Origin of the sequence: Acidocella aquatica, assembly GCF_030160635.1 — a bacterium.
Lineage (GTDB): Bacteria > Pseudomonadota > Alphaproteobacteria > Acetobacterales > Acetobacteraceae > Acidocella > Acidocella aquatica.
Genome location: NZ_BSOS01000099.1, coordinates 82,848 through 105,388 on the forward strand (window position 1 = coordinate 82,848; position 22,541 = coordinate 105,388).

Here is a 22,541-nt window from a genome sequence, read left to right on the forward strand (position 1 = left end):
CTGACCGCTTTAAGCGCGATCAGGCTCTGACCATTTTTCTGAGGACGATTCACGCTTTCGGCTCGCTCGGTTGAGCGAACCTCAAACGCTCGCGCTTGTCTAAACTCTCCCGCGGAACCGCATCGGATCGATCGCGGCAATAATCCCCGTGGCCGGCCCAGGGTCTTCCCCCTTCACCATGGCCGCGACCAGCGCGCCCGCGGCCGGCGCGGTTTGGATGCCGTAGCCGCCCTGCCCCGCGCACCAGAAGAATCCGGGGGCGGCGTTATCCCAGCCAAAGGCGAGGCTGCGGTCGGGCGAGAAGGTGCGCAGCCCGGCCCAGGCGCGCTCCACCCGCCGCACTGGAATATTCAGGGCTTTTTGCATCCGGTCGATGCCGGTGGCGACATCCAGCTCATCGGGCTGCACGTCATGCGGATACATCGGCGTTTCATCGCAGGGGGTTACCATCAGCCGGGTGCGGGCCTCGGTGCGGATGTACCAATCATGCGCGGCGGATTGCACCATCGGCCAGTGTTCCACCTGATAGGGCGCGGGGTCGATGATGGCGGCGGTGCGCCGGCACGGCACCAGGCCGATCGGCGCCAGCCCGGCGATCTGCGCGACCTCATCCGCCCAGGCCCCGGCGGCGTTCACCACAATGGGCGCGCACAGGATCGCGCCGGTCGAGGTTTCCACCTCCCAGGCGCTGTTTTTGCGCGCGATGCGCCCGGCCCGGTTGCGCAGCATCAACTGCCCGCCCGCCGCGCGCGCCCGGCGGAGGTAGAACTGGTGCAGCGCCGCGACATCCATGTCGAAACCATCAGTCTCGATTCCCGCCCGCACGGCGTAACCCTCGATCAGTGCTGGCACCATCGCCTTCACCTGAGCCAGGGAAATCTCCTCGATCCCCAGCCCCTGGCTGATCAACCCGTCCAGCGCGCCGGTCTGCGCCGGCGGCGCCAGATAGACGATCGCGCGCCCCACCGCCAGCCGGTCCGTGCCGATATCCGCAGGCGGGTTCAGGAAGAACTCACGCGAGAGCCCGGTGAGCACGCGCACATCGGCGGGTCCGTAGTTGCGCACCCAGATCGCCGCTGAGCGCCCGGTGGTGTGATAACCCGCCTGCTCCTCCGCCTCGACCAGCGCGACCTTGTGCGTAGCCCCCAACCCCGCCGCCACGGTGGCGCCGGCAATGCCCGCGCCGATCACGATCATGTCGAAGCCCTGGCTCATGGAAAAAAGAACCCCTGCAAACTTGCCAGCACCTGCGCAGGTTTTTCGGCGTGCAGCCAATGCCCGGCGCCCGCCACCGTCTCCACCACCGCACGCGGAAACAACCGCTTTATCCCCGGCCCGGCCGCATCGGGCACATAGTCCGACTCGCCGCCGCGCAAAAACAGCGCCGGGCCTTGGTAAGGCAAGGCTCCCTGCGGCTCGTTCCAGGACAGCAGATCAGGCATCGCCGCGCCGATTTCATCCAGCCCCGCGCGCCAGTGCGGCACAGCGCCCAGGCTCAGATTGTTAAGCAGAAACGCGCGCATCGGCGCCGCCTTCACCACATGGGCCAATGCGGCGTCGGCCTCGCCGCGGCTCAAGCCTGGGTGCAGCTCAATCGCCTGCATCGCCTTCACATAATCATCATAATCATGGTCATAGCGCATCGGCGCGATATCCAGCACCGCGAGGCGCTCGACCAGCTCCGGCCGCAGCAGCGCCAGCATCATCGCCGTTTTGCCGCCCAGCGAATGCCCGGCCACCCGCGCGCGGGCCACGCCCAGCGCCGCGCAGGTATCGGCCACATCCCCCGCCATGGTGGCGAAATCCATCGCCGCGCCGTGCGGGCTGTCGCCATGGTTGCGCAGGTCCATGGCGATCACCCGCGCCTGCGGGCTGAGCCCGCGCGAGAGCGCACCCAGGTTTTTCGCCGCGCCGAACAAACCATGCAGCAGCACCAGCGGCGGGCCTTCGCCCGAGATCAATGTATTGAGAATCATCCCCGCCACCTTCGCCGCATCGGAAAATAATCTCAAGCGCCCGCCGGAAAACCAGCTATGAACGCAGCATGATGCAAGCCCTGGTTGTATTCTCCGCAGTCTGCGCCCTGGGGTTAACCCTGCGCTTTCCCCGCGCCGCCTGTGTGTTATGGATTCTCCTGGTGGAATCCTCGCCCGATGTTTGGGCGGGGGGGTTGTTTGGAGGTCAGGAGCCCGCCACCGGCCTGCTCAAGGCCTGCGGACTCAGCATTGTGCTGGCGCTGGGTTTGCGCCACGGCTGGCGGCGCGACCCGTTCAACCCCGCCCTGGCGTTCGCCTTCATGTTCGCAACCGGCCTGATGCACGGCCTCTACCCCGGGCTTGGCATCGCCGCCAGCCTGCGCTCAACAATCGGCTCGGCCGCGCCCTTTCTGTTCAGCCTGGTCCGCCTCCCGGAGGATTTCTGCCGCACCGTGCAGCGCACCATCATCTGGGCGCCGCTGGCCACGGTGGGGTTTGGCATGCTCCTCGCCCTGAGCGGCCAGGGGCATTTTTATGTCACGGAGCAAGGCGCCATCCGCCTCGGCGGCGCGGGCGAACCCGCCTTTCTCGCCGGTTTCGCCCTTACTGGTTTTTACGCGGGGCTGATGAGCTTTTTGCGCACGCCAACCCGCGCCGCCGCACTGCCGATTATAGCCAACTTCACCCTCATCCTGCTCACAGGCGCGCGCGCGCCGCTGGCTCTGGCCGCGGTGATGGGCGCGGGGCTGCTCCTCGCCCAGCGCCGCCTGATGCTGCTCGCCGCGGCGGGCGCTTTTGCCAGCCTCGGCCTCATCTTTTTCAATGCGCTCAGCTTCCTGCGCGTGGTAACCCTGGCGCAGCGCGGCGAGGCCGCCAACCTCTCCAATCGCAACCTCATCTGGCCCTATTTCGAACAGGCGTTTGGCAGCTCGCCCTGGTTCGGCTGGGGCGCCGGGGCGGGTAAAGTCATCGTCCCCCTCACCGCTGCCATCTTCACTCTCACCGGCACCAACGCCGCGCATAATGAATATCTGCGAATCGGCGCCGAGGGCGGCATCATCGGCCTCGCGCTCCTCATCGGCCTTTTGTTTCTCTGGGCAAAACGCGGCACCGCCGCCCTGCCTGCCGCCCAGCGCTGGCTCATGCGTCTGGTGTTCCTCGGGTTCGCACTACAGTCCGTGACGGACAACACCCTCATCGCCACCACCGCGAGCATCTTTTTCCTTTGGACCAGCACGGTCTTCGCAACGCAGCCGGAAAGGGCTAGTCTGGCGGCATGATTACGCGCCGCACTGCTGTCTCGCTCCTGCCTCTGGCTCTCTTCCCCGCACAAGCCCTGGCTGACACGCCCATGCCCCCCGGCGCCGCCGCGCCACAGCAACTGGCCATGGTGATGAACTCCGGCGAGGCGACCATCTCCGTCATCGACATGACAACGAAGCAGGTCATCAACACCCTGCCCATGCTGCGTGAGCCGAGCCATTGGGCGCTGACCCCGGACCGCAAAAAACTCTATGTCTCCGATGCCAGCGGCAACGCGCTGTTTATCTTCGATCCCCTGACCGCCGCGCCCATGGGCCATATCCGCATCGCCGACCCCTATCAGCTCGCCTACACGCCGGACCAGAAATACCTTGTGGTGAACGCCCTGCGCCTCGACTATGTCGACATCTACGACGCCACCAACATGCAGCTCGTCAAACGCTTCAAATCCGGCAAATTCCCCAGCCATATGGATTTCTCCCCCGACAGCCGCTTCAGCTTCCACAGCATGCAAAAGTCGAACACGCTGGTCTCCATCGACCTCGCCACCATGACCGAGCGCTGGAGCGTGCCCATCGGCAAAACCCCCGCCGGCGTGCTCTGGCACAACGGCAAGCTCCTGATCTGTATCATGGGCGAGAACGGCATCGTCGAGGCTGACCCGCTGACCGGCGAAATCACCCGCCGCCAGGCGACGGGCGAAGGCGCGCACAACATTTTTCTCTCGACTGACCGTTCAACCCTCTACGTCTCCAACCGCGTCGGCAGCACACTCTCGGCGCTCGACCCGGTGAGCCTGGAAGTTAAACGCGACTACCCCATCCCCGGCGGCCCGGACGACATCGGGATTGCGCCCGACGGTAAAATCTGGATCGCGCTCCGCTTCAACGAAGCCGTCGCCATTCTGGACCCCGATACCGGCAATTTTGATACCATCACCGTCGGCCGCTCGCCGCACGGCATATTTCTCAACACCGAAATGCAGAAAACGGGCGAGCTGACGGCCGAAAGACTGTAAAAAGCACCGCTCGAACAACACGTGTCTGTGGCCCAACGGCCTCTCGTAGCTTTGAGAGAAGACAAAATACAGACACCCTATCCGTCCACGCAGGGCAGCCGAATAGTCCGCTTCCGGGCCGATCGGAAGGCGGCATCCGCACCGGTGGCGGCGCGGATCGTTAAGGCCTTATTCGCGTCGCGGGGTTCATAGCGTGTTACCGGGTCAGCTGATTTGTTAAAGCGCGATCGTTTGAGGTTCGCTCAACCGGGCGGGCCGAAAGCGTGAATCGTCCTCAGAAAAACGGTTAGAGCCTGATCGCACTTAAAGCGATCAGGCTCTAACCGGCCGGTTGCGCCGGGAAGGCCACGTAGATTTCCACGCGGCGGTTGGCCGCGCGTCCGGCTGCGGTGGTATTGCTGGCCACCGGGTTCTGCGGCCCCATGCCCTGAGTGGTAATGCGTTGGCCGTTAACCCCGCGTGAGACGAGATACGACTGCACACTCCCGGCCCGGTGGTCAGACAGCGGATAGTTGATCTCGCTGGAGCCGGTGCTGTCTGTATAGCCAACAATTTGCACTGTCTCGGTCGGGTTTTGCTGCACGCCTGAAGCCAGCTGATCGAGGATGGGATTGATGCGCGGGTTAAGCGTCGCGCTGCCGGTGTCGAAGCCGGCATCGGCCGGAATGTTGACCTTCAGGCGGTTATCCGCTGTCTGGGTGACCTGCACGCCCGTACCCTGCGCGGATTGCTGCAATTGCTGCTTCTGCGCCTCCAGATGCTGGTTCCAGAGATACCCGCCAAGGCCGCCTGCCGCCGCACCGCCCAGCGCGCCGATGACAGCGCCGCGCGCTTGGCCGCCACTGGCCAGTGCGCCGATCAACGCACCACCGACGGCGCCAATTCCCGCCCCCGTGGCGGCACTGGCGGCGCCGGGGTTGTTTTGAGCATATTGCTGGCTGCACCCCGCGAGCAGAGTGACGCACATAAAGGCGGCAGCAGTCCGGTGAACGGTTCTGGTCATTTGCATCGGCGTTCTCCTGATGAATTTTCAGTTTCGTACGTCGCCAGGCAATTGTGGACAGCTTACGGAATGAATTGCCGGACGCGTTGGCCTAATCTGTCTCCGCCAAGTCTACGCTATTTTCCGATGGGGGAGCAAGCGTTTGGCTGTTGGGAGCCGCTTAATCTGAGTACCCGGCCCGGTGACCGGGCTATAGCTCGCTTTGTAAACATGATAGCATCGTTTTGACAAAAGGAAGAGGCGATGCTGCAACCATCTATCGATCGGCTTATTAGCCGGGGCAAGCCAGCGACCCAGAGTTCGGTCTCTGAATGGTCACAGGCCCCTACTGCTCAGGAAGACGCAGCCGGTGCGCTCAACGGCAAGATCGACGGTGCCCGGAAATTTCATACCGCATTGGAACAAAACCCCTGGTGGCAGGTTGATCTCGTCAAAAATTACAAAATATCCGAGGTCCGCATTCACAACACATGCGATGCCACCTCGTCCCGACTTAAAAATTTCAGCATCTCCGTATCAATTGACGGTGAGGTTTGGGCAGAAATTACACGAAAAGACGATGATATCCCGGTAGAGGGGGGCTGCAACCCCTATATTTGGCGCGAACCGTGGCCTGCATGGGGCAGGTTTGTGCGCGTAACGCTGCTCGGAACCGGCTATCTTCACCTCGATCAGGTCGAAGTTTACACAAGTGAGCCGGCCGAGGCGGTGGGGTTTCCAATTTCAGAAATTTCCCCGGCAGATAAAATAAATCCGAATGGTGACGTCACCGTCGTGATTACATCCTGCAATCGGCATGATCTCCTTGAACAAACGCTTCGTTCGTTCGAGCAATACAACACCTATAACGCCATCAAGGAGATAATCGTCGTGGAGGATGGCGATGCAAACCCGGAACATATTTGCGCCCGATATGGTGCCAGATTAATCCGCATCAACACGAGACGGGGTCAACTCCATGCGATCGATGTTGCCTATTCTTATGTGACAACCCCATATATTTTCCATTGTGAAGATGATTGGGAGTTTTACCGGCCAGGCTTTATCGAGAAAAGCATGGAAATATTGAAATCTGATTTATCATGTGTCTGCGTCTGGTTAAGAGCTTGGAACGACACCAACGGCCATCCTTTGAGCTTTCGCGCACGCTGCAAAACATTCGGCGTTTTGGCTTGTGGTTACCTCGATATGTGGCATGGATTTTCATGGAACCCAGGGCTACGCCGAAAATCTGATTATGATGCTGTTGGTCCTTTTTCGCGCATATTTAATCATACGGACGATCTGGACGAACCCATGGTTGGCAATCGTTATGCAGCATTGGGCTATCGTGCGGTAATTTTAGATGAAGGCGGCTATGCCCGTCATCTGGGGTGGGAAAGGCATATTGCTGCCTAGTCGTTAGACGATATGATAAGCCTGCTTTCGTTAGAAATCAGCTGCAGGGGTATTAAACTGTTTCTCAAGGGAAAACAAAAAATCCTGAGTTATAAATTCTCCCTGATATATCTGGCTCTCCTGGTGAACATTTACTGAACCAAGAAAACGCCGGTCAAATTCACCTTCTGTCTCTTCTCCCAGCTTCGGTTTATTCGAGAAAAATTTTGCGACACTGAGTAAATGCTCCGCACCAACCGCAAAATATGTATGCTCAGACGTCCCCGGCGTGAGACCCGTGAGCATTTTTTCGTTCCAGATTATTCGGGCTTTAATATCCGCCCATTTAAGGTGGAAATTATATAGATATGAAAAATGTGGGGATGCATTCGCACCATGAAACCCAGGAGCCCAACGCAAAGGCACCGTCGTCAGACACGTCTTGTTCAAGGCTGCCGAACGTAGGCCATAGTGCCGCTGATTTCCCAAAACAGGAGCATTCGAATCAAGCGGCGGATCATCTTCCAACTCAATCACATCCACTCCGCGCGCTGTAACATAGGGTTGCATATTTTTTTCCACAAAATCAGCGAGATTCAAGAATCTGGCCGGATCAGGGAATAAAAATTCATCAACATCGCAGCGCAGCACTACATCGTAGCTATTTAGCAATACAGCTATGAAATCAGCGATCAAATCAACCCGCAATTTATCATCGTATGGCCTGTTTACCTCCCAGATATTGCCCACTTGAACATCGCGAAACAACGGCTTCATACCTGCATATGTGATAACATGCAGATTTTCCTGACCAAACAAACCACCATAATAACGCTGCCAGCGGGGGAAAAAAAACTCCGGCGAGATTGCGTCCGTGATTACTGCAACTTTTTTTACAAGTAGACCCATTTCCCGCCAGCGCTGACTCGATAACATCCTGTTACGCCGCCGCCGCGCTTACGTTCACGCCCTCATAAACCTCCAAAAACCCCGCCACCATCTCCGCACGGCTGGCGGGCGGCGTAATCCCGGCTGCCAGGCTGTCCCACAAGCCCTTCTCAGTGCAGGCGCGGCGGATGGTTTCAGCTAAAGCGCGGGCATCGCCCATCTCGAACAACAAGCCGTCCACACCATCGGTAATGCGCTCCGCCGGGCCGCCGACGTTAGAGGCGATCACCGGCCGCCCAAAGCTCCAGGCTTCCGAGATCACCAGGCAGAAAATTTCCCACCATACTGAGGGCACCACGACCCAGTCCACCCGCGCCATGCGCCCGCGCAATTGGTCATGGTGGTAGGAGCCGTTAAAAATTACGTTACGCTCCGCCAGCGGCAACGCCTCTTCGGCGGCAAGAAAATCCTCAATCTCCTGGCGCCGTGCCGGCGTTGCAAACTGGATGTTATCGCCATTAATCTCAACGATAAAATCGTTAAACCCGCTGGCGCGAAGCAATGTCACCGCTTGCAGCAAAACATGCAGCCCCTTGGAGTCTACCAGCTGCGCAAAAAAACCAAAGCGGTTGCGCCGTTCCCCGGCTGAGGCCGCCGGGGGCTGTATGCCATGTGGTAACAGCCCGTTGGTAACATGCACAAACTTCGAGCGTTCCAGGCCCCAGTTCTCAAACTGGCCGATCATGAACCGGCTGGGCGTGGTAAAAATATCCACCGCTTCCAGATGCCGCTTCATCCACATTTCGCGCATGAAATAATGCTCCGGCGCTCGGTCCGGCAAACATTGGTGGCAGCGCACGGCAGATGCGCGCGAACAAAGCGAGGCGTCGGTACGCCGCACCATATGCCCGTTGGCGGGGCAGATGGTCAGGAACTCATGCGCGGTGAATACAATTTTCACCTCTGGCAACACCCGGCGCGTCAGGGTCAAAAAATCAATGCCGATGGTCAGAAAATGATGAAAATGCACCACATCGGGCTTAATCAGCAGCAAAAACTCCGCATAGGATTCCGCCAGCATGACACTGCCGCTCTTCTCCCAAACATAATCATATTCCTGGGTGAGCAAGAGATACTCATCCGGCCTGCCATCAAATCCTGTTATGCGCGCGCCACTTTTGTAAAGCGCTGGCGAGGAATGATCGATGGACGCCAGCAACACCGGCTCCACATCCGGCCTTTCGCGCAAACCCTGGAACAATTCATAAGCCACCGTCTGCGCACCGCCACGCACCAGCTCGGGGTGATAAAGACTAACCAGCAAAACCTTCATGACGCAGCCTCTCCACCCAGACCGGCATAACCAGGCTGTGGCCCCAGCAGGCTATTACGGACCATTTCGCCCCAGCTACGGCTGAACAGCCAGCGATTAACGACTGATCCACCTTCATGCTGCGGGCGGCGCGCCGAGCCCTTGCCCTCCAAATGCCAGAGGCGGATATCATGCAGCCACGGCAGGCACCCGGCCTCAATGCTTTTCAGGCACAAATCCGCATCCTCATAATGGCCAAACACATAATCCTGGGTGAAGCCGCCAAGCTGCTCAAACCAGGCCCGCTGCACAGACATAAACGCGCCCGTGACCGCAGGAACCGGCCGGGGTTTTAAAAACGCCGCAGTCTCCGGCGGTGCGCCCTTGCCGTAATGTTCCACGCGCAAGATACTGGTCTCGCGCTTACGGCCCCCGGCAAAACCAGGCATGGTATCTTCGCAAAAATACATGCCCGCATGCATCAGCGACCCATCATCATAATAAAGCGGCGCGCCAAACAGCGCGGTCTGTTCATGCGGCAGGGTCTCAATCAGCATGGTGTGTTTTTCCGCCCAGTTACTGTCGTAGGGGAACACATCCGGGTTCATGATCAACAGCCGGTCAGAGCTTGCAAATTGTGCGGCGGCATTATTGGCGGCACCAAATCCAGCGTTGCTGTTAAGGATCACGACACTCATATCCAATCCATAGATCAACGCGCAGCGTTTTGCCTCACGCAGCGTTTGCTCGGCAATCCAGGGGCTGTTGAGCACATAGATGAATTCATAATCATGAATGCCCGCAAGCCTTGAGAACAGCGCTTGTTGCAGGAACATATATTCCGCCTTGCCGTAGAGACAGACGATAATCGAGCCTTTATAGCTCCGCCCTGTCTCGCCAAAGCGCTCGGCATACGGCGCATTTACCGCGCGGCGGCTTAGCATCTTGTTAAAGTCAGCCATCTGTTCGCCGATGGTGGCATCAATCGCCGCCACGGCATCAAAATACGGGTTGCCAAAATACTTGGCTTGCACAAGATGCGTCAGCGTGGCTTTGCGCATCTCCTGGTCCTCCAGCATTTCGGCCGTGACCATGAAGCTGAGTTCTGTGCCGGATTTAAGCCGCAGCACCACGCTGCACACCCCGGCCGGCAGCCGTCTGGCTGCAAACATGAAGCCCCACCATCCGTAAGGATGCCGGCCCCCATTGGCCAACGCTTCCTCTGCGTCCTCCCTGCGCTCACGTGCCAGGCTGTTTGCGTCGAGGGAAACCGACCAGTTGGAAAAATACAGGTCCAGACTGTCCAGCCTGTCGCTGACATCGTTAATCCATCCGACGACAAAAATCCCGCCGGAACGAGAAAGCCGGACCGCATCAACCGCCGCGGCCGGAAGTCTCACTTTTTCGCGGCGGGTATCAGGCGCGGCAGTCATCACGATGCGCCCGCGTACACCACCTTGCGGCATCATGAAGGGCCTTCCCTCGGCGCGGCCGTATCTTTCGTAATGGTCCCGCCCTGAATGGAAGCCCCCACTGGCCACAGCCAAGCGAACATCCGGGTTCAGGCGCAGGTAAGTTTCCTCATCAAACGCCACGCCAGCGCTGGCTTCCCCTGTCGCTATCGCTGCCGGATCATCGATATCTGCCATTTAAGCCCCACCTTTACGCCACCATACCGAGCAGAAGCACAAAACCAAAATTATCCACACGGCCAACCATACAAGAATTACACCGCGTAATGCCATACAGGTGGCGGGCTAAATTTTAACGCCCGGAGCGCTGGAGCATCCGCCTGAAAGCGGCAACGATTGCCGCGGTGGAGGCGAGAGAAACATTTATGGCGAGGCCACCGACAAAGGCTTCTCGCAGGGGCAGCCAAAAAAGGCTGCTCTGCCTGGTGCCACCGTTGACGGCCTGTTGGAGAAACCGTTTGCCCCAGCGTCAGGGGCTGCACCCAGCGGCGCGGCGGACGAGCTGAATTGTTTCAAGGCGGCCCGAGCAGCACCTCTCCATTCCACGCCGGCCCTGAAACCGTTGGGGCGCGGCTTTGCGTGAGCGCGCCCGGCAGGGCAGATTTCAGAATTCGCAAGGCGCCGTTTACATCATTGCGTTCATCGAAAAGGCTGGCCAGCGGTTTCAGATGCTCAATCCTCTCGGCAACCGCGGTGCCAATCCAGAGCGGCTGCGCCTTTGCGCCGCCGGACAGCACAGTGCCGGAAGGCCAGAGGCGCAAAACCAGCCGCTGGTTGGCGGGAACATCGCCGCCGGTTTTAATCAGCACCAGCGCCTCGGCGCGGCCGTTATCGAGGTGCGGCAACACCGGCAGAGCGTCCGGCTGTGCATTGGGCAACAAAAATTCCACCGATGAGGATAAATCCCACGGCACAGGCGGTTGCCAGCCTTGTGCCAGCAATGCGGCCCGCAGCGGCGCCAGCGGCCCGGCCCATTGCAGGGTAAACGGTTCTTCGTAATCGCCCAGCAGATCCACCCGCCGCACCGGCAGCGCCGCCCAGCCGCCATCCAGCCAGGCTGCCGCCGCCATCTGCCGCGTTGGCAGCGCAAGAGCATATCGCCGCATATCCGCCGAATGCGCCGTGGCGATATGCAGCCCCCCGGCCACAAGCAGCGCGGCCAGTCCAGCCCCGGCCAAACCGCCCGCCCGCACATCCCGGCGGGCATGCTGCAGATACACAATGCCGAGCAGCGCCACCCAGGCCACGCCAAAGGCCAGACCCGCCATTATGTCGGAAAGCCAGTGCGCGCCCAGATACAGCCGGGAAAAAGCGATGGCGCCCACGAACAGAACCGCCGCGAGCGTCACCGCGAAGCGGGCGCGCGCGCCAACCTCGCGGCAGATCAGCACCACCAGAAACCCGTAGAGCGCCACGCTGGCGGTGGCATGACCACTTGGGAAGGAATAGGCATTCCAACCATGATAGAGCCCCCCCGGCCTGGGCTGTTGCAAGGTGATCTTGAGCAGGAACGCGAACAGGCTGGCTCCGGCCACGGCGGCAACCCCATAGACTGCCGCCCGCCAAGCCCGCTGCCAGGAAAGCCACACCAATACCGCCAGCAGAACAGGCACAACGACGCGGGCATCGCCCAATTCCGTTATCGCCACCATTACCTGGTCGACAATAGGCACGCGCAGCGATTGCAGCAGGTGAAACACCGCCAAATCCGCCCGCACCAGCGGGTCACCGGCGAGAACATCTTGCAAAACACCAAAAAACAGCCCCAGGCCGCCGATTAAGGCGAAGCCCAGCACCAGCAGCCCCAGCGTCTCCGGCCGTTCGGGGTCGAGCAATGAGCGAACGAGGCGGCGCGCCCAGCCATCCCCGGCTTCCGCCCAGTGCCGCACCGGCCCGCGCAGCCGCGCCAGCAGCCCAAGTGTACGGCGTATGACCCAGGGTGTGAGCCACACCACAAGCCACACGGCCAAAGCTAGGCTCAGCACCAGCACCACAAGCCGTCCGGCAATGGCGTGCAGAACCGTGAGCGAGGCGCCGATCGCCATGCCAAAGAGGATATGCGCCGGCGCGAACAACCCGGCGGCGCAGGCATCAACCGCATAGAACCGCGCCGCCGCCATGCCTGACATGCCCGCCACCATGGGTATGGCCGCGCGTACCCCCGGCAGGAACCGCGAGATCAACACCGCCTTGCTGCCATGACGGGTGAAAAACGCCTCGCCCGAAGCCAGCAGCCCCGGCCGTTTGCGCAGCGGCCACATCGCCATGGCATGCTGCTTGTAGTGGCGCCCGAACAGATATGAGAGGCCATCTCCGGTAATGGCTCCGGCTGCGGTGGCGCCAATCAACGGCCACATGGCCAGCGCCCCGCCCGGCACCAGCGCGCCAAGCCCGACGATGACCGCCGTACCCGGCACCAGCGCCCCGATCACCGGAAACGCTTCCGCGCCGGCAAGCAAAAACGCCAACCCATAGGCCAGCAGGCTATGCGCGGTGGCAAACGCGATAACGGCGAAGACAAAGGCTTGCATCAGGCCGCCAGGCTATACCGCGGGCGCTCAGACACCAAACCGCCGCTCGCGCCGCTGATAGGAGCGGATGGCGCGCAAGTAATCGATCCGCCGCATCACAGGCCAGTTCACGTCGCAGAAATACAGCTCGCTATGCACGCTCTGCCAGAGCATGAACCCTGAAAGGCGGACCTCGCCGCTGGTGCGGATGATCAGGTCCGGGTCTGGCATGTCAGCCAGGTAGAGATGCCGCCGGATCGCCGCCGGGCTGACTTGAGCGGCTGCTTCAGCCGTTGAAAGCCCATGCGAGGCGCAATCAGCCAGGAAGGCCCGCACCGCGTCGGCGATCTCCTCCCGCCCGCCATAGCCAATGGCCAGTGTGACGGTTATTTGATCATTGCCCCGTGTGGCGGCTTCGGCGGCGTCTATTGCCTCCAGCAGCCCGGGGGGCAGCAGGTCGCGCCGGCCCATGGCGGCGACGTGCACGCCCCGGCGGTGGATATGCGGATCCGCCGCGAGGGCGCGCATCTTGGCCTCGACCGCGCCGAAAATCCCGCCGATCTCCGTCTCCGGCCGGCGCAGATTATCGGGCGAAAACACCCAGAGCGTGACCATGCGTACGCCGAGTTCGACGCTCCAGGCCAGAATATCGTCGAGCTTGGCGGCGCCGAGCCGGTAGATCGCGCCGGGATCCTGCATGCCGCTCTCACGCGCATGGCGGCGGTTGCCGTCGAGAATAATGCCGACATGGCCGGGCATCGGCAGCGCTCGTACCTGCCGCGCAAGCTGACGCTCATAAAGGCCATAAACCAGCCGCCAGACCGGCCCGGAGACCAACCGCGCCCAACGCCGCAACACGGAAAACCCGCCCGGCCGCGGCTTAAGGGCGGGTTGGCTCGCCGGTTCGACTGTATTTGATGGTGACGTTTCTTTCATGTACCCGTTCTGCAGAGGTTATTGTAACAAGGACTGTAAGCAAACCTGCCGTGCTTTGCCCTTATGGCCCCTGAGCAGGTTTTGATCCACCCGTTTGCACCGGATGCGCGCCGCCCGTTCGATGTCTTGAGCCGGACGCGCAATTTATTATTCCCTTGATCTTAATGGCCGCCCTCTGCATCCTGCGCAAAACCAGATGTTCTGGGTCAAGCCATTTCAAAGCAATCCCAGACACTGCCGGGGATATTCATCCATGACCTATCATTTTTCGGCAACCGTAAGACTACCGTTTGAGAAAGCCGTGGAAACCACGAAGGCCGCGCTGAAACAGCACGGCTTTGGAGTGTTAAGCGAAATTGACGTGCAAGCGACGATGAAAGAGAAACTCGGCGCCGATTTCCGGCCTTACCGGATTCTTGGCGCCTGTAATCCACAAATGGCGTATCAAGCGCTGCAGGCCGAAGACAAGATCGGCACAATGCTGCCCTGTAACGTGATCGTGCAGGAGCAGGCAGGGGGCATGATTGAGATCTCTGCGGTTGATCCAGTGGCCTCGATGCAAGCCATCGATAATCCGGCCCTTGCCGGGATTGCCCAAACTGTAGGGGAAAAACTGCGCGCGGTCATCGGCACCATTGACGCCATGGCGCGACATTAACCCGCCCGCGCCGCGCCAAATTTCAATGACCGCGATCTGCTTGCGCCGCTCACCCGTTGCTTGCCCGTGAACCCGCCATGCGGTATATACCCCGCATGGGTATGGTATCAAAGGCGCGGCCCGATGCATGACGCGACACGGCAAAAAGTGACGCAACGGCTGAAGCGGGTTGAAGGTCAGGTTGGCGGTGTGCTGCGCATGGTTGAGGATAACCGCTACTGCATCGACATGCTGACGCAGATCAGCGCCATTCGCGCCGCCTTGCATAAGGTGGAAGAGGAAATTTTGCGCGATCATGTCAACCATTGTGTCGCCAACGCCTTCGCCTCCGGCGATATCACCGATCAACGCCATAAGGTCGAGGAGCTGGTGCAAACCCTGGGGCGGATGACAAGGTGATGCGCATCGCCCGGGCACAAAATAGGAGTGGGCGGTTGCCGCGCAGCTTGTTCCAACTGGCCTTTGCGCTGATGTTCCTGCTTGGCGTATCGCCCGGCAACGCGGCCTCGCCTTGCGCAGTTGGCCCCTTGCCCCATGCCATGGCCATGCCATCGCAGGTTCAACCATCGCTTCCCTGCCCCTGCTGCCCTGATCAAGAAACATCCTGCACGTTCTCAGCAGGGTTGGCGGGCGTTCTGCTTCCTTTCTCAGCCGGGCCGGCGATTGTATCGCCGATCATCAGCCTTTACCCCCGGCCGGCCGGAACCTTCCCGCACGGCCTGACTGTACGGCCCGTTTCGCCGCCGCCGCGCATTGCCGTGTAGCCCCTGGCGGGATCATCTCGCCGCGCCTCTCAGAGACTTGCCTTTTTAAATTCAGATCATTCCAAAGGTTATCAACGATGCTCAGACATTTTTCCCGGCGCCATGTTTTGCTGGCGGGCGCCAGCGCGGGCGCGCTTGCGTGGCTGCCCTCCACCCCGGCGCTTGCGATGCCAATACGCCGTTTGCGCGCGGCCAAGCGCATCATCGAAGTTAACGGCAAATCCGCCTCCATGTTCGCGCTTGAAGGCGCTGACGGCCTCGACGGCGTCAGGCTCGCCCCAGGTGAGCGTTTCGCCGTCACGCTTGAAAACGCTTGCGGCGAGCCAACCATCATCCACTGGCATGGCCAGACACCGCCTGTGGCGCAGGATGGCGTGACGGCTACCGGCTATGAGTCACCCATCGCCAACGGCGCCTCAGCCGCCTACGACTTTGTACCCCGCCCCGGCACGCATTGGATGCATTCGCATCTCGGCCTGCAGGAGCAAAGGCTGATGGCCGCGCCGTTGATTGTGCATACGGCGGAGGATGTTCGCGCCAGCACACAAGAAGTGGTGGTGCTGCTGCATGACTTCACGTTCCGTGACCCGGCTGAGATTCTGCCCAGCCTCACCGCCCAAAACAGCCAAGGCGGCATGGGCATGATGGGTGGCATGGCCATGGGCAACGGACCAGACCTCAATGATATCAACTTCGACGCCTATCTCGCCAACGGCCGCACGCTGGATGATCCGCAGATCGTGCGCGTGGAGCGTGGCGGCCGCGTGCGCCTGCGGCTGATCAATGGTGCCACCGCCACCGCCTTCTGGATCGGCACCGGCGGCGTTCCGGCACAGCTGATCGCCGTGGATGGCGATGCGGTGCAGCCGCTTGATGTTTCCGCCCCCCTGCCCGTGGCGGAAGGCCAGCGGCTCGATCTGCTGCTTACCCTCCCGCCGCGCGAGGGGGCATATCCGATCCTGGCCCAGCGCGAAGGGGACACCGCCCGCACGGGCCTTATCCTCGCCACACCCTCGGCCAAAATCATAAAACTCTCAAAACAAGCCAACACATCGGCAGGGGCATGCGGCATCACACTCGAGGCCAATTTGCGCGCCCAGACGCCGCTCACCAACCGGCCGATCGACCGGGTGCATCAGGTCATTCTCGCCGGCAACATGGCGGGGTATGATTGGACCATCAACGGGAAGCAATGGAAGAATCACGACCCCCTGTTGGTGAAACAAGGCGAGCGTGTTGCGTTCGACATCGTTAACCACAGCAAAATGGCGCACCCGATGCATCTGCATGGCCATCACTTCCAGGTTGTTGCCATAAACGGCACGGCTTTACCGGGGGCGATGCGTGATACGGTTCTGGTGCCGCCCATGGGCAATGTGCGCATCGCGTTTGATGCCGTGAATCCAGGGCGCTGGTTGTTCCACTGCCATAATCTCTACCACATGGCAGCAGGCATGATGACGGAGGTTCGCTATATATAGCAGACCGCCAGCCGCGCGTTGCGTCATATCAATGCGCGGCACGCCTGATTGTGAATCGCTATATCAATGCCAACTTGTTCAAAGGCTTCGTGGAGCATTTTCCGTTCACACGGAAATGCTCCAGCATCATCACCCTCTGTCTTTATAATTCAGAGAAGGATTCAGACATGAGATGTAATCGCGCGGCGATCCCATCTCATGTCATCCAGCTCTAAAACGATCGTGCTCAAGGATGGCGGATATCGCGATCGCCTACGGAGAAATATCATCCAGGAGCTTCGCGCGGGTGTTGACGCCAAACTGCGCGATGATTGCCGCCACCAGCAGAAAACTGCCGATGAGCAGAAATGCCGTAAGCACACCCAGGTGGGGAACCAGCGGGGCGATCGCCGTGATCAGCCCAGCCTCCGGCGGCGGGTAATGCAGCGTGCTCAGCAGCGAGGTGATCCGTTGCTAATCGCCCCGCCTGGTACCGGCACCTTCAATCCGACATGGCCGCCGCCAATCACAATCTCCGAGAACAGCGTGATTTTTCCATCATCATATGCGACCGGCCAGATATAGATACGACGATAGGCGGAGACGAATACGCCGGCGTGATACCGGCGTTAATCCTTGCGCCGCATTTATAAAATAACGCTGATACTCCCTTGCCCGCGCAGCACATCAATATCAAGAATCACGCGCTTGCTTTTTATTTTGTACGAGTTGCCATGCTTTACGAGCAAGTAACGGTATCGGCCGATGAATTCAATGATTTCCGCCCGGCGAATCCGGTAGACCCAAAAATTAGCCGAGACCGTGATTGCCTTATCGTCATCAGCCAGGATACGAACATTGCCGATGAGATGCCGCAAGTTGGAGCGGGGAACCTCACAAAACCCCTTGCTACTTTTCAACCGGTCCAGGCATGCCGTCAGCTGCGCCCGGTCATCACAGATCACAAACATCGTATCGGCTGGTGAGAGTGTAGCGCCACCCGGTACTCCGATAGGAGGGACAAGATATTCCGCATCATCCGTCAACAGCGCTTCCCAATTCCGAAGTCGTGGAAAAATCCGTGCCTTTGCTGTTTAATGCGGTCCTTGGTCGATAAATCATGTGCGGGCGGCCCGTTGAGTTCAGGCGGGAATGTATAAAAAACGCTATGGAGCCGGGCTATTCGAGGTTAAGAATTGGCGGCGTGATTGGCTGGGAATTGCCTTCCGGCTTGAAAAATTCCACATTCACATCAACAATATCGAAGGAAGCCACAATGGAGCTACGCCATCTCCGTTACTTTGCCGCCGTTGCGCAGGAGGGAAGCTTCACCCGCGCGGCGGAGCGGCTGCATGTGGCGCAGCCGCCGCTCAGCAGGCAGATTCAACAATTGGAGGAAGAACTCGGCCTCGTTCTGCTCGACCGCGACAGCCGCCCGCTGCGCACCACCGATGCCGGCAGGTTGTTTCTGGAACAGGCGGTGCAGGTGCTCGAGCGCATTGAGGGCATGAAGGTGATGATGCGGCGGCTCAAACAATCCGGGCGGCCGCGATTTGTCATCGGCTTCGCCGCGTCGACCATCTATGCGGCATTGCCTGATCTCATCCGCCGCTTCCGCGCGGCGGCGCCCGAAGTGGAGTTAAGCCTGGTGGAGATGGTCAGCCTGGAGCAGATCGCCGCGTTGAAGGAAAACCGGATCGATGTCGGGTTTGGGAGAATACGCTTCGACGATCCGGCGCTGCGGCGCGATGTGCTGCGCGAGGAGCCGCTGGTGGTGGCCCTGCCGCGCGCGCACCACCTATTGGCGCAGGAGGGCAAACTCAGCATCACCAGCCTCGCCGGCGAGCCGCTGATTATTTATCCGCGCGAGCCGCGGCCGAGCTATGCGGATCAGGTGATCTCGCTGTTTCGCGACCGCGGGTTGGAGCCCAATGTGGTGCATGAGGCGCGCGAGCTGCAATCGGCGGTCGGGCTGGTGGCCGCCGAGGTTGGCGTCGCCATTGTGCCGGCCTCGGTGCAACGCCTGCGGCGCGACGATATCGTATACCGCGAACTGGCCGAGCCGGGCATCTCCTCGCCGATTATCATGAGCCGCCGGATCGGCGACCACTCCCCCCAGCTCGCCCTCATGAGCCGGGTGATCATCGAGGCATATGCGGCCTGGGGCCTGCCCGCGCCAAAAGGGTTAGGTTAGCCCAAATCCCCGCCTGCCACCGGCAGCGTGACGCCGGTGATGTAGGAGGCTTCGTCCGAGGCGAGAAACAGGATGGCAGCGACCTGCTCGTCCAGCGTGCCGTAACGCTTCATCAGGCTGGACTGCACGGTCTGGTCCATGATTGTCTGATACCAGGCCTGCTCCTGCGCCGAGGGTGGTGCTGGCGGCGCACCGGCGCTGCGCGGGATACGGCGTGGCGGCGCATCGGTGCCGCCGGGGGCGACGGCGTTCACCCTTATGCCCTGTTCAGCGTATTCCCAGGCCAGGCAGGCGGTCATGGCGTTCACCCCGCCCTTGGCGGCGGCGTAGGGCACGCGGTTGAGCCCGCGCGTGGCCACCGAGGAGACGTTAACGATGCAGCCGCCCCCACCCTCCAGCAGCAGCGGCAGGGCCGCGCGGCAGCCCCAGAGCGTGGGGAACAATGAGCGGCGGATTTCCGCCTCGATCTGCGCCGGCTGGTATTCGGCGTAGGGCCGGGTCCAGATGGTGCCGCCGATGTTGTTGATGAGGATGCCGATGCCGCCAAAAGCCTCGCGCGCGCGCTGCATCACCGCTTCAGCGCCCTCATAGCCCTCCAGATCGGCCCGCACGGCCACCGCTTGCGCACCACCGGCCACGGCTTGGGCGCATACTTCATCCACCAGCTCGGAGCGGTCAGCCAGCACCAGGCTGGCCCCCTCGCGCGCCAGCCGCAGCGCCGCCTCACGGCCGATGCCCTGAGCCGCTCCTGTCACCACCGCGACCTTTCCAGCAAACCGGCCGGGCCAGGCGGGAAGCGCGCTCATGCCGCCGCGCCGTGCGCGGTGCTGGGGGCGAATTTCTCGTAATGGAAGCTCGCCGGGGCGATGCCGCTTTCGGTGAAATATCTGCGCACGGCCTCCACCATCGGCGGCGGCCCGCACAGATACACATCGACATCGCCGCCGTTGAGATGCGCGGGTTGAATGTAGCGGGTAACGTAGCCCTTGTGCGGATAGGCGGCGGACTCGCTGGCGACGCAGGCCGACCATGTAAAATTCGGCAATTTGGCTGCAAAATCCTCGATCCGTTCGACCTCGACCAAATCCTCATCATTCGTCACGCCGTAGACCAGATGCACCGGATGGGCGGGCGGCTCGGCCAGCATCGCGCCCAGCATGGAGAGCAGCGGCGCCAGCCCCGTGCCGCCGGCCAGCAGCAGCACCGGGCGCTTCACCTCGCGCAGAAAGAAACTCCCCACCGGGCCGGTGAAGTTCACCTTGGTTCCCGGCGCCGCCTGCTGCGTGATGAAGCTGCTCATCAACCCGCTCGGGATGTTGCGGATCAGAAATTCAGCTCTTGGCGCGCCGGGCGCAGAGCTGAAGGAGTAGGCGCGGGTCTGCCCGCTGCCCGGCACCTCGATGTTCACATACTGTCCGCTGAGAAAATTAACAGGCGCTGCCAGCCGCAACGAGAAGCTTACCGTTGTGGGAGAGAGTTTGGTCACGGATTCAATTTCCGCCTCCTGCTTGCTCACCCCGGTCTTGCAGGCCGAGGCGGGGGCGAGGATGCGCAGCACGAGATCGGAGCGCGGCTTCATCTGGCAGGTCAACACAAAGCCCTGCGCGGCCTCCTCATCGCTCAGCGCGTCCTCGATGTAGGACCCGCCTTCATAAGTGCCGGATTCACAGAACGATTTGCAGGTGCCGCAGGCGCCGTCGCGGCAATCCAGCGGAATGTTGATGCCCGCGCGGTAGGAGGCATCGGCCACCGTATCAGTGGCCGGGCAGGTGATGAAACGGGTGACACCATCCTCGAAGTTAAGCGCAACCTTGAATGACATGACAGAATCGCCTGGCTATATGTGATAAATATCGATGACGTGGCGGATATAGTCGTTCTTCAGCACAATTTTTTTCGCCTTGATAACCGGCGCGGCGCCCGATGTATCCAGCGTATAGAACGAGGTGCCGAAGTAGGTATCCGTCGTCTTGTAGCGGTGGCTCAGCGTGAACCAGTTGAAACGCAGTTTCACTTCGCCCTCGCCCTGCGCGATGATTTCCACATTGCTGATGTTATGCGAAGTGCGCGGCTCGGGCATCGTGGCGCTGGAGCGCTCGGTGCGGATACGGAAAATCCGGTCCTCCAGCCCGCCCCGGTTGGCATAGTAGATCAGCGATATCTGCGTCTGCGGATCGGTGGTGATCTGGTCATCCTCGCTCCAGGCCGGCATCCAGAATTGCGCATCCGCGGCGTAGAGGGCGAGCCAGTTGTCCCAGTCCTTATCGTCAAGGTAGCGTGCCTCTTTGTACAAAAACGATTGTGCCTGCTCGATGTTAATCATTTTCACTTACTCCCCCGCGGTGGAATTGGCCGGCTGCGCGCGCTCATGCGCGAGGCTGCGCTGCATGGTCTCCACCCAGTAGTGATGCTGGGTGACGTAGAGCCCTTCATCCTCGGTGCGCACGCCGCTCATCAGCGGCTTCAGCCCGATCTCGTTGGCGGCTTCGTCCGGCCCGTGAATCCAGTGCTTGGCGCCACGGGAAATATCGTTCCACGGCGCGGCATGGCCCTGGTAGCCCTGCTGGCAGGAGCGGAATTCCTCCAGATCATCCGGCGTCGCCATGCCGCTGGCATTGAAGAAATCCTCATACTGGCGGATACGATGGGCGCGCGCCGCCGCATCCTCGCCCTTCGGCGCGATGCAGTAGATCGTCACCTCCGTCTTATCCACCGCGAGCGGGCGCAGCACGCGGATTTGCGAGCTGAACTGGTCCATCAGATAAACATTCGGATACAGGCACAGGTTGCGCGAGCGGCGGACCATCCAATCGGCCATGGCCTGGCCATGCTTGGCGGCCAGCTCATCGCGGCGGTGCCAGTTCGGCCGGTCCTCCGGGTTGGCCCAATTGGTCCACAACAGCAAATGGCCATGCTCGAACGAATAAGACCCGCCGCCGGTTTTTGCCCAGCCCCCGGCTGACATGGCGCGGATGGTATCGCCCTGCTCCGTCTCCTTGCGCCGCCCGGTTGTGGCCGCGTAGTTCCAATGCGTGGCGGTGACATGATAACCATCGGCGCCGTTTTCCGCCTGCAGTTTCCAGTTACCGTCATAAACATAGGTGGATGCGCCGGTGAGCACCTCCAGCCCCTCGGGCGATTGATCGACGATCATGTCGATAATCTTCGCGGCCTCGCCGAGATGTTCGGTAAGCGGCTTCACATCGGCGTTCACGCTGCCAAACAAAAAGCCGCGATAATTCTCAAACCGCGCGATTTTGGTGAGGTTGTGCGAGCCGTCCTTGTTGAACTGATCGGGATAATTCGCACCCTCGGGATCTTTCACCTTGAGCAGCTTGCCGGAATTATTGAAGGTCCAGCCATGGAACGGGCAGGTATAGGTGCCCTGGTTGCCGCGCTTGTGGCGGCACAGCTGGGCGCCGCGATGGCTGCAGGCGTTGATGAAGGCGTTCAGCTCGCCGGTGCGGTTGCGCGCGATGACAACAGGCTGGCGGCCGATGTAAGCCGTGAAATAATCGTTGTTGTTGGGAAGCTGGCTCTCATGCGCCAGATAAATCCAGTTGCCCTCGAAGATATGGCGCATCTCGAGTTCGAAAATGTCCTTATCGGTGAACACATCGCGCCTGGAGCGGAAATGCCCGGTGCTGGGATCGTCCTGCAAGGCGTTGTCGAGTGTATGCTGAAGGCCGTCTAACATGGGGCATCTCCTC

20 protein-coding genes are annotated in these 22,541 nt (G+C 60.8%); 7 read left to right on the forward strand and 13 right to left on the reverse strand.

All coding sequences use genetic code 11. The features are described 5' to 3' along the window. Positions 1–99: 99 nt before the first annotated feature. On the reverse strand, positions 100–1,215 hold the full coding sequence (locus QQJ84_RS18575) for an NAD(P)/FAD-dependent oxidoreductase (RefSeq protein WP_284259822.1): 1,116 nt from the start codon (positions 1,213–1,215) through the stop codon (positions 100–102). After that, entirely contained in the window at positions 1,212–2,012 is an 801-nt protein-coding gene (locus QQJ84_RS18580; RefSeq protein WP_284259823.1) for an alpha/beta fold hydrolase, read from the reverse strand. Before QQJ84_RS18580 ends, QQJ84_RS18575 begins: the two co-directional genes overlap by 4 nt. Positions 2,013–2,044: 32 nt before the next feature. Here QQJ84_RS18580 and QQJ84_RS18585 point away from each other — a divergent pair, with 32 nt between their 5' ends. Both QQJ84_RS18585 and QQJ84_RS18590 read left to right on the forward strand, forming a co-directional pair. Beyond that, the gene (locus tag QQJ84_RS18585) at positions 2,045–3,256 is read left to right on the forward strand and encodes an O-antigen ligase family protein (RefSeq protein WP_284259824.1); all 1,212 of its coding nucleotides are present in this window, start codon (positions 2,045–2,047) and stop codon (positions 3,254–3,256) included. After that, positions 3,253–4,257, forward strand: a complete 1,005-nt coding sequence (locus QQJ84_RS18590; RefSeq protein WP_284259825.1) for a YncE family protein — start codon at positions 3,253–3,255, stop codon at positions 4,255–4,257. Before QQJ84_RS18585 ends, QQJ84_RS18590 begins: the two co-directional genes overlap by 4 nt. A gap of 319 nt (positions 4,258–4,576) precedes the next feature. On the opposite strand, the gene QQJ84_RS18595 is transcribed toward QQJ84_RS18590, so the two are convergent. Further along, a complete protein-coding gene (locus QQJ84_RS18595; RefSeq protein WP_284259826.1) occupies positions 4,577–5,260 on the reverse strand; it encodes an OmpA family protein in 684 nt (227 codons plus the stop codon). Between the two features lie 243 nt (positions 5,261–5,503). Between QQJ84_RS18595 and QQJ84_RS18600 the strand changes: the two genes are divergently transcribed. Then, entirely contained in the window at positions 5,504–6,658 is a 1,155-nt protein-coding gene (locus QQJ84_RS18600; protein WP_284259827.1) for a discoidin domain-containing protein, read from the forward strand. A 30-nt stretch (positions 6,659–6,688) separates the two neighbouring features. Here QQJ84_RS18600 and QQJ84_RS18605 read toward each other — a convergent pair whose 3' ends face one another. The 5 genes from QQJ84_RS18605 to uppS all read right to left on the reverse strand — a co-directional run bounded on the left by QQJ84_RS18605 (position 6,689) and on the right by uppS (position 13,677). Beyond that, positions 6,689–7,546 carry a hypothetical protein gene (locus QQJ84_RS18605; protein ID WP_284259828.1) on the reverse strand — a complete coding sequence of 286 codons (858 nt, stop codon included), beginning with the start codon at positions 7,544–7,546 and terminating at the stop codon, positions 6,689–6,691. 31 nt (positions 7,547–7,577) lie between these two features. Continuing rightward, on the reverse strand, positions 7,578–8,858 hold the full coding sequence (locus QQJ84_RS18610) for a glycosyltransferase family 4 protein (RefSeq protein WP_284259829.1): 1,281 nt from the start codon (positions 8,856–8,858) through the stop codon (positions 7,578–7,580). Beyond that, complete coding sequence (locus tag QQJ84_RS18615; RefSeq protein ID WP_284259830.1) at positions 8,855–10,486, reverse strand: glycosyltransferase family 2 protein; 1,632 nt, start codon at positions 10,484–10,486, stop codon at positions 8,855–8,857. The genes QQJ84_RS18610 and QQJ84_RS18615 overlap by 4 nt, the downstream gene beginning before the upstream one ends. A gap of 335 nt (positions 10,487–10,821) precedes the next feature. Then, positions 10,822–12,840, reverse strand: coding sequence for a bifunctional DedA family/phosphatase PAP2 family protein (locus QQJ84_RS18620; RefSeq protein ID WP_284259831.1), 2,019 nt, complete (start codon positions 12,838–12,840; stop codon positions 10,822–10,824). A gap of 27 nt (positions 12,841–12,867) precedes the next feature. Then, positions 12,868–13,677 carry a polyprenyl diphosphate synthase gene (uppS, locus tag QQJ84_RS18625; RefSeq protein ID WP_284259832.1) on the reverse strand — a complete coding sequence of 270 codons (810 nt, stop codon included), beginning with the start codon at positions 13,675–13,677 and terminating at the stop codon, positions 12,868–12,870. 331 nt (positions 13,678–14,008) lie between these two features. On the opposite strand from uppS, the gene QQJ84_RS18630 reads away from it, so the two are divergent. From QQJ84_RS18630 to QQJ84_RS18640, 3 genes are all read left to right on the forward strand, one after another. After that, positions 14,009–14,413: a DUF302 domain-containing protein gene (locus QQJ84_RS18630; RefSeq protein ID WP_284259833.1), complete on the forward strand. Its 405-nt coding sequence runs from the start codon at positions 14,009–14,011 to the stop codon at positions 14,411–14,413. 123 nt (positions 14,414–14,536) lie between these two features. Then, positions 14,537–14,812: a metal-sensitive transcriptional regulator gene (locus QQJ84_RS18635; RefSeq protein WP_284259834.1), complete on the forward strand. Its 276-nt coding sequence runs from the start codon at positions 14,537–14,539 to the stop codon at positions 14,810–14,812. A 442-nt stretch (positions 14,813–15,254) separates the two neighbouring features. Next, positions 15,255–16,658 (forward strand): multicopper oxidase family protein, encoded by a 1,404-nt coding sequence (locus tag QQJ84_RS18640; protein ID WP_284259835.1) that lies wholly within the window; start codon positions 15,255–15,257, stop codon positions 16,656–16,658. 626 nt (positions 16,659–17,284) lie between these two features. Here the strand turns inward: QQJ84_RS18640 and QQJ84_RS18645 are convergent. Beyond that, positions 17,285–17,716 carry an aromatic-ring-hydroxylating dioxygenase subunit beta gene (locus QQJ84_RS18645; protein WP_284259862.1) on the reverse strand — a complete coding sequence of 144 codons (432 nt, stop codon included), beginning with the start codon at positions 17,714–17,716 and terminating at the stop codon, positions 17,285–17,287. A 197-nt stretch (positions 17,717–17,913) separates the two neighbouring features. Here QQJ84_RS18645 and QQJ84_RS18650 point away from each other — a divergent pair, with 197 nt between their 5' ends. After that, positions 17,914–18,831, forward strand: coding sequence for a LysR family transcriptional regulator (locus QQJ84_RS18650; RefSeq protein ID WP_284259836.1), 918 nt, complete (start codon positions 17,914–17,916; stop codon positions 18,829–18,831). On the opposite strand, the gene QQJ84_RS18655 is transcribed toward QQJ84_RS18650, so the two are convergent. Genes QQJ84_RS18655 through benA form a run of 4 tightly spaced genes read right to left on the reverse strand, consistent with a single transcriptional unit; the run spans position 18,828 to position 22,528 of the window. Then, positions 18,828–19,637: a 1,6-dihydroxycyclohexa-2,4-diene-1-carboxylate dehydrogenase gene (locus QQJ84_RS18655; protein ID WP_284259837.1), complete on the reverse strand. Its 810-nt coding sequence runs from the start codon at positions 19,635–19,637 to the stop codon at positions 18,828–18,830. The two genes, QQJ84_RS18650 and QQJ84_RS18655, sit on opposite strands and share 4 nt — an antisense overlap. Then, complete coding sequence (benC, locus tag QQJ84_RS18660) at positions 19,634–20,653, reverse strand: benzoate 1,2-dioxygenase electron transfer component BenC (protein WP_284259838.1); 1,020 nt, start codon at positions 20,651–20,653, stop codon at positions 19,634–19,636. The genes QQJ84_RS18655 and benC overlap by 4 nt, the downstream gene beginning before the upstream one ends. Before the next feature lie 15 nt (positions 20,654–20,668). Beyond that, the gene (gene benB / locus QQJ84_RS18665) at positions 20,669–21,154 is read right to left on the reverse strand and encodes a benzoate 1,2-dioxygenase small subunit (protein WP_284259839.1); all 486 of its coding nucleotides are present in this window, start codon (positions 21,152–21,154) and stop codon (positions 20,669–20,671) included. A 6-nt stretch (positions 21,155–21,160) separates the two neighbouring features. Then, positions 21,161–22,528 (reverse strand): benzoate 1,2-dioxygenase large subunit, encoded by a 1,368-nt coding sequence (gene benA, locus QQJ84_RS18670; RefSeq protein ID WP_284259840.1) that lies wholly within the window; start codon positions 22,526–22,528, stop codon positions 21,161–21,163. Between the last annotated feature and the right edge of the window lie 13 nt (positions 22,529–22,541).

Excerpts from the sequence above, each read along its gene's own strand:
- QQJ84_RS18575 (WP_284259822.1), bottom strand. The coding sequence starts at position 1,215 with ATGAGCCAGGGCTTCGACATGATCGTGATCGGCGCGGGCATTGCCGGC.
- QQJ84_RS18585 (WP_284259824.1), top strand. The coding sequence starts at position 2,045 with ATGATGCAAGCCCTGGTTGTATTCTCCGCAGTCTGCGCCCTGGGGTTA.
- QQJ84_RS18590 (WP_284259825.1), top strand. The coding sequence starts at position 3,253 with ATGATTACGCGCCGCACTGCTGTCTCGCTCCTGCCTCTGGCTCTCTTC.
- QQJ84_RS18595 (WP_284259826.1), bottom strand. The coding sequence starts at position 5,260 with ATGACCAGAACCGTTCACCGGACTGCTGCCGCCTTTATGTGCGTCACT.
- QQJ84_RS18600 (WP_284259827.1), top strand. The coding sequence starts at position 5,504 with ATGCTGCAACCATCTATCGATCGGCTTATTAGCCGGGGCAAGCCAGCG.
- QQJ84_RS18605 (WP_284259828.1), bottom strand. The coding sequence starts at position 7,546 with ATGGGTCTACTTGTAAAAAAAGTTGCAGTAATCACGGACGCAATCTCG.
- QQJ84_RS18610 (WP_284259829.1), bottom strand. The coding sequence starts at position 8,858 with ATGAAGGTTTTGCTGGTTAGTCTTTATCACCCCGAGCTGGTGCGTGGC.
- QQJ84_RS18615 (WP_284259830.1), bottom strand. The coding sequence starts at position 10,486 with ATGGCAGATATCGATGATCCGGCAGCGATAGCGACAGGGGAAGCCAGC.
- QQJ84_RS18620 (WP_284259831.1), bottom strand. The coding sequence starts at position 12,840 with ATGCAAGCCTTTGTCTTCGCCGTTATCGCGTTTGCCACCGCGCATAGC.
- QQJ84_RS18630 (WP_284259833.1), top strand. The coding sequence starts at position 14,009 with ATGACCTATCATTTTTCGGCAACCGTAAGACTACCGTTTGAGAAAGCC.
- QQJ84_RS18635 (WP_284259834.1), top strand. The coding sequence starts at position 14,537 with ATGCATGACGCGACACGGCAAAAAGTGACGCAACGGCTGAAGCGGGTT.
- QQJ84_RS18640 (WP_284259835.1), top strand. The coding sequence starts at position 15,255 with ATGCTCAGACATTTTTCCCGGCGCCATGTTTTGCTGGCGGGCGCCAGC.
- QQJ84_RS18650 (WP_284259836.1), top strand. The coding sequence starts at position 17,914 with ATGGAGCTACGCCATCTCCGTTACTTTGCCGCCGTTGCGCAGGAGGGA.
- QQJ84_RS18655 (WP_284259837.1), bottom strand. The coding sequence starts at position 19,637 with ATGAGCGCGCTTCCCGCCTGGCCCGGCCGGTTTGCTGGAAAGGTCGCG.
- benC (WP_284259838.1), bottom strand. The coding sequence starts at position 20,653 with ATGTCATTCAAGGTTGCGCTTAACTTCGAGGATGGTGTCACCCGTTTC.
- benB (WP_284259839.1), bottom strand. The coding sequence starts at position 21,154 with ATGATTAACATCGAGCAGGCACAATCGTTTTTGTACAAAGAGGCACGC.
- benA (WP_284259840.1), bottom strand. The coding sequence starts at position 22,528 with ATGTTAGACGGCCTTCAGCATACACTCGACAACGCCTTGCAGGACGAT.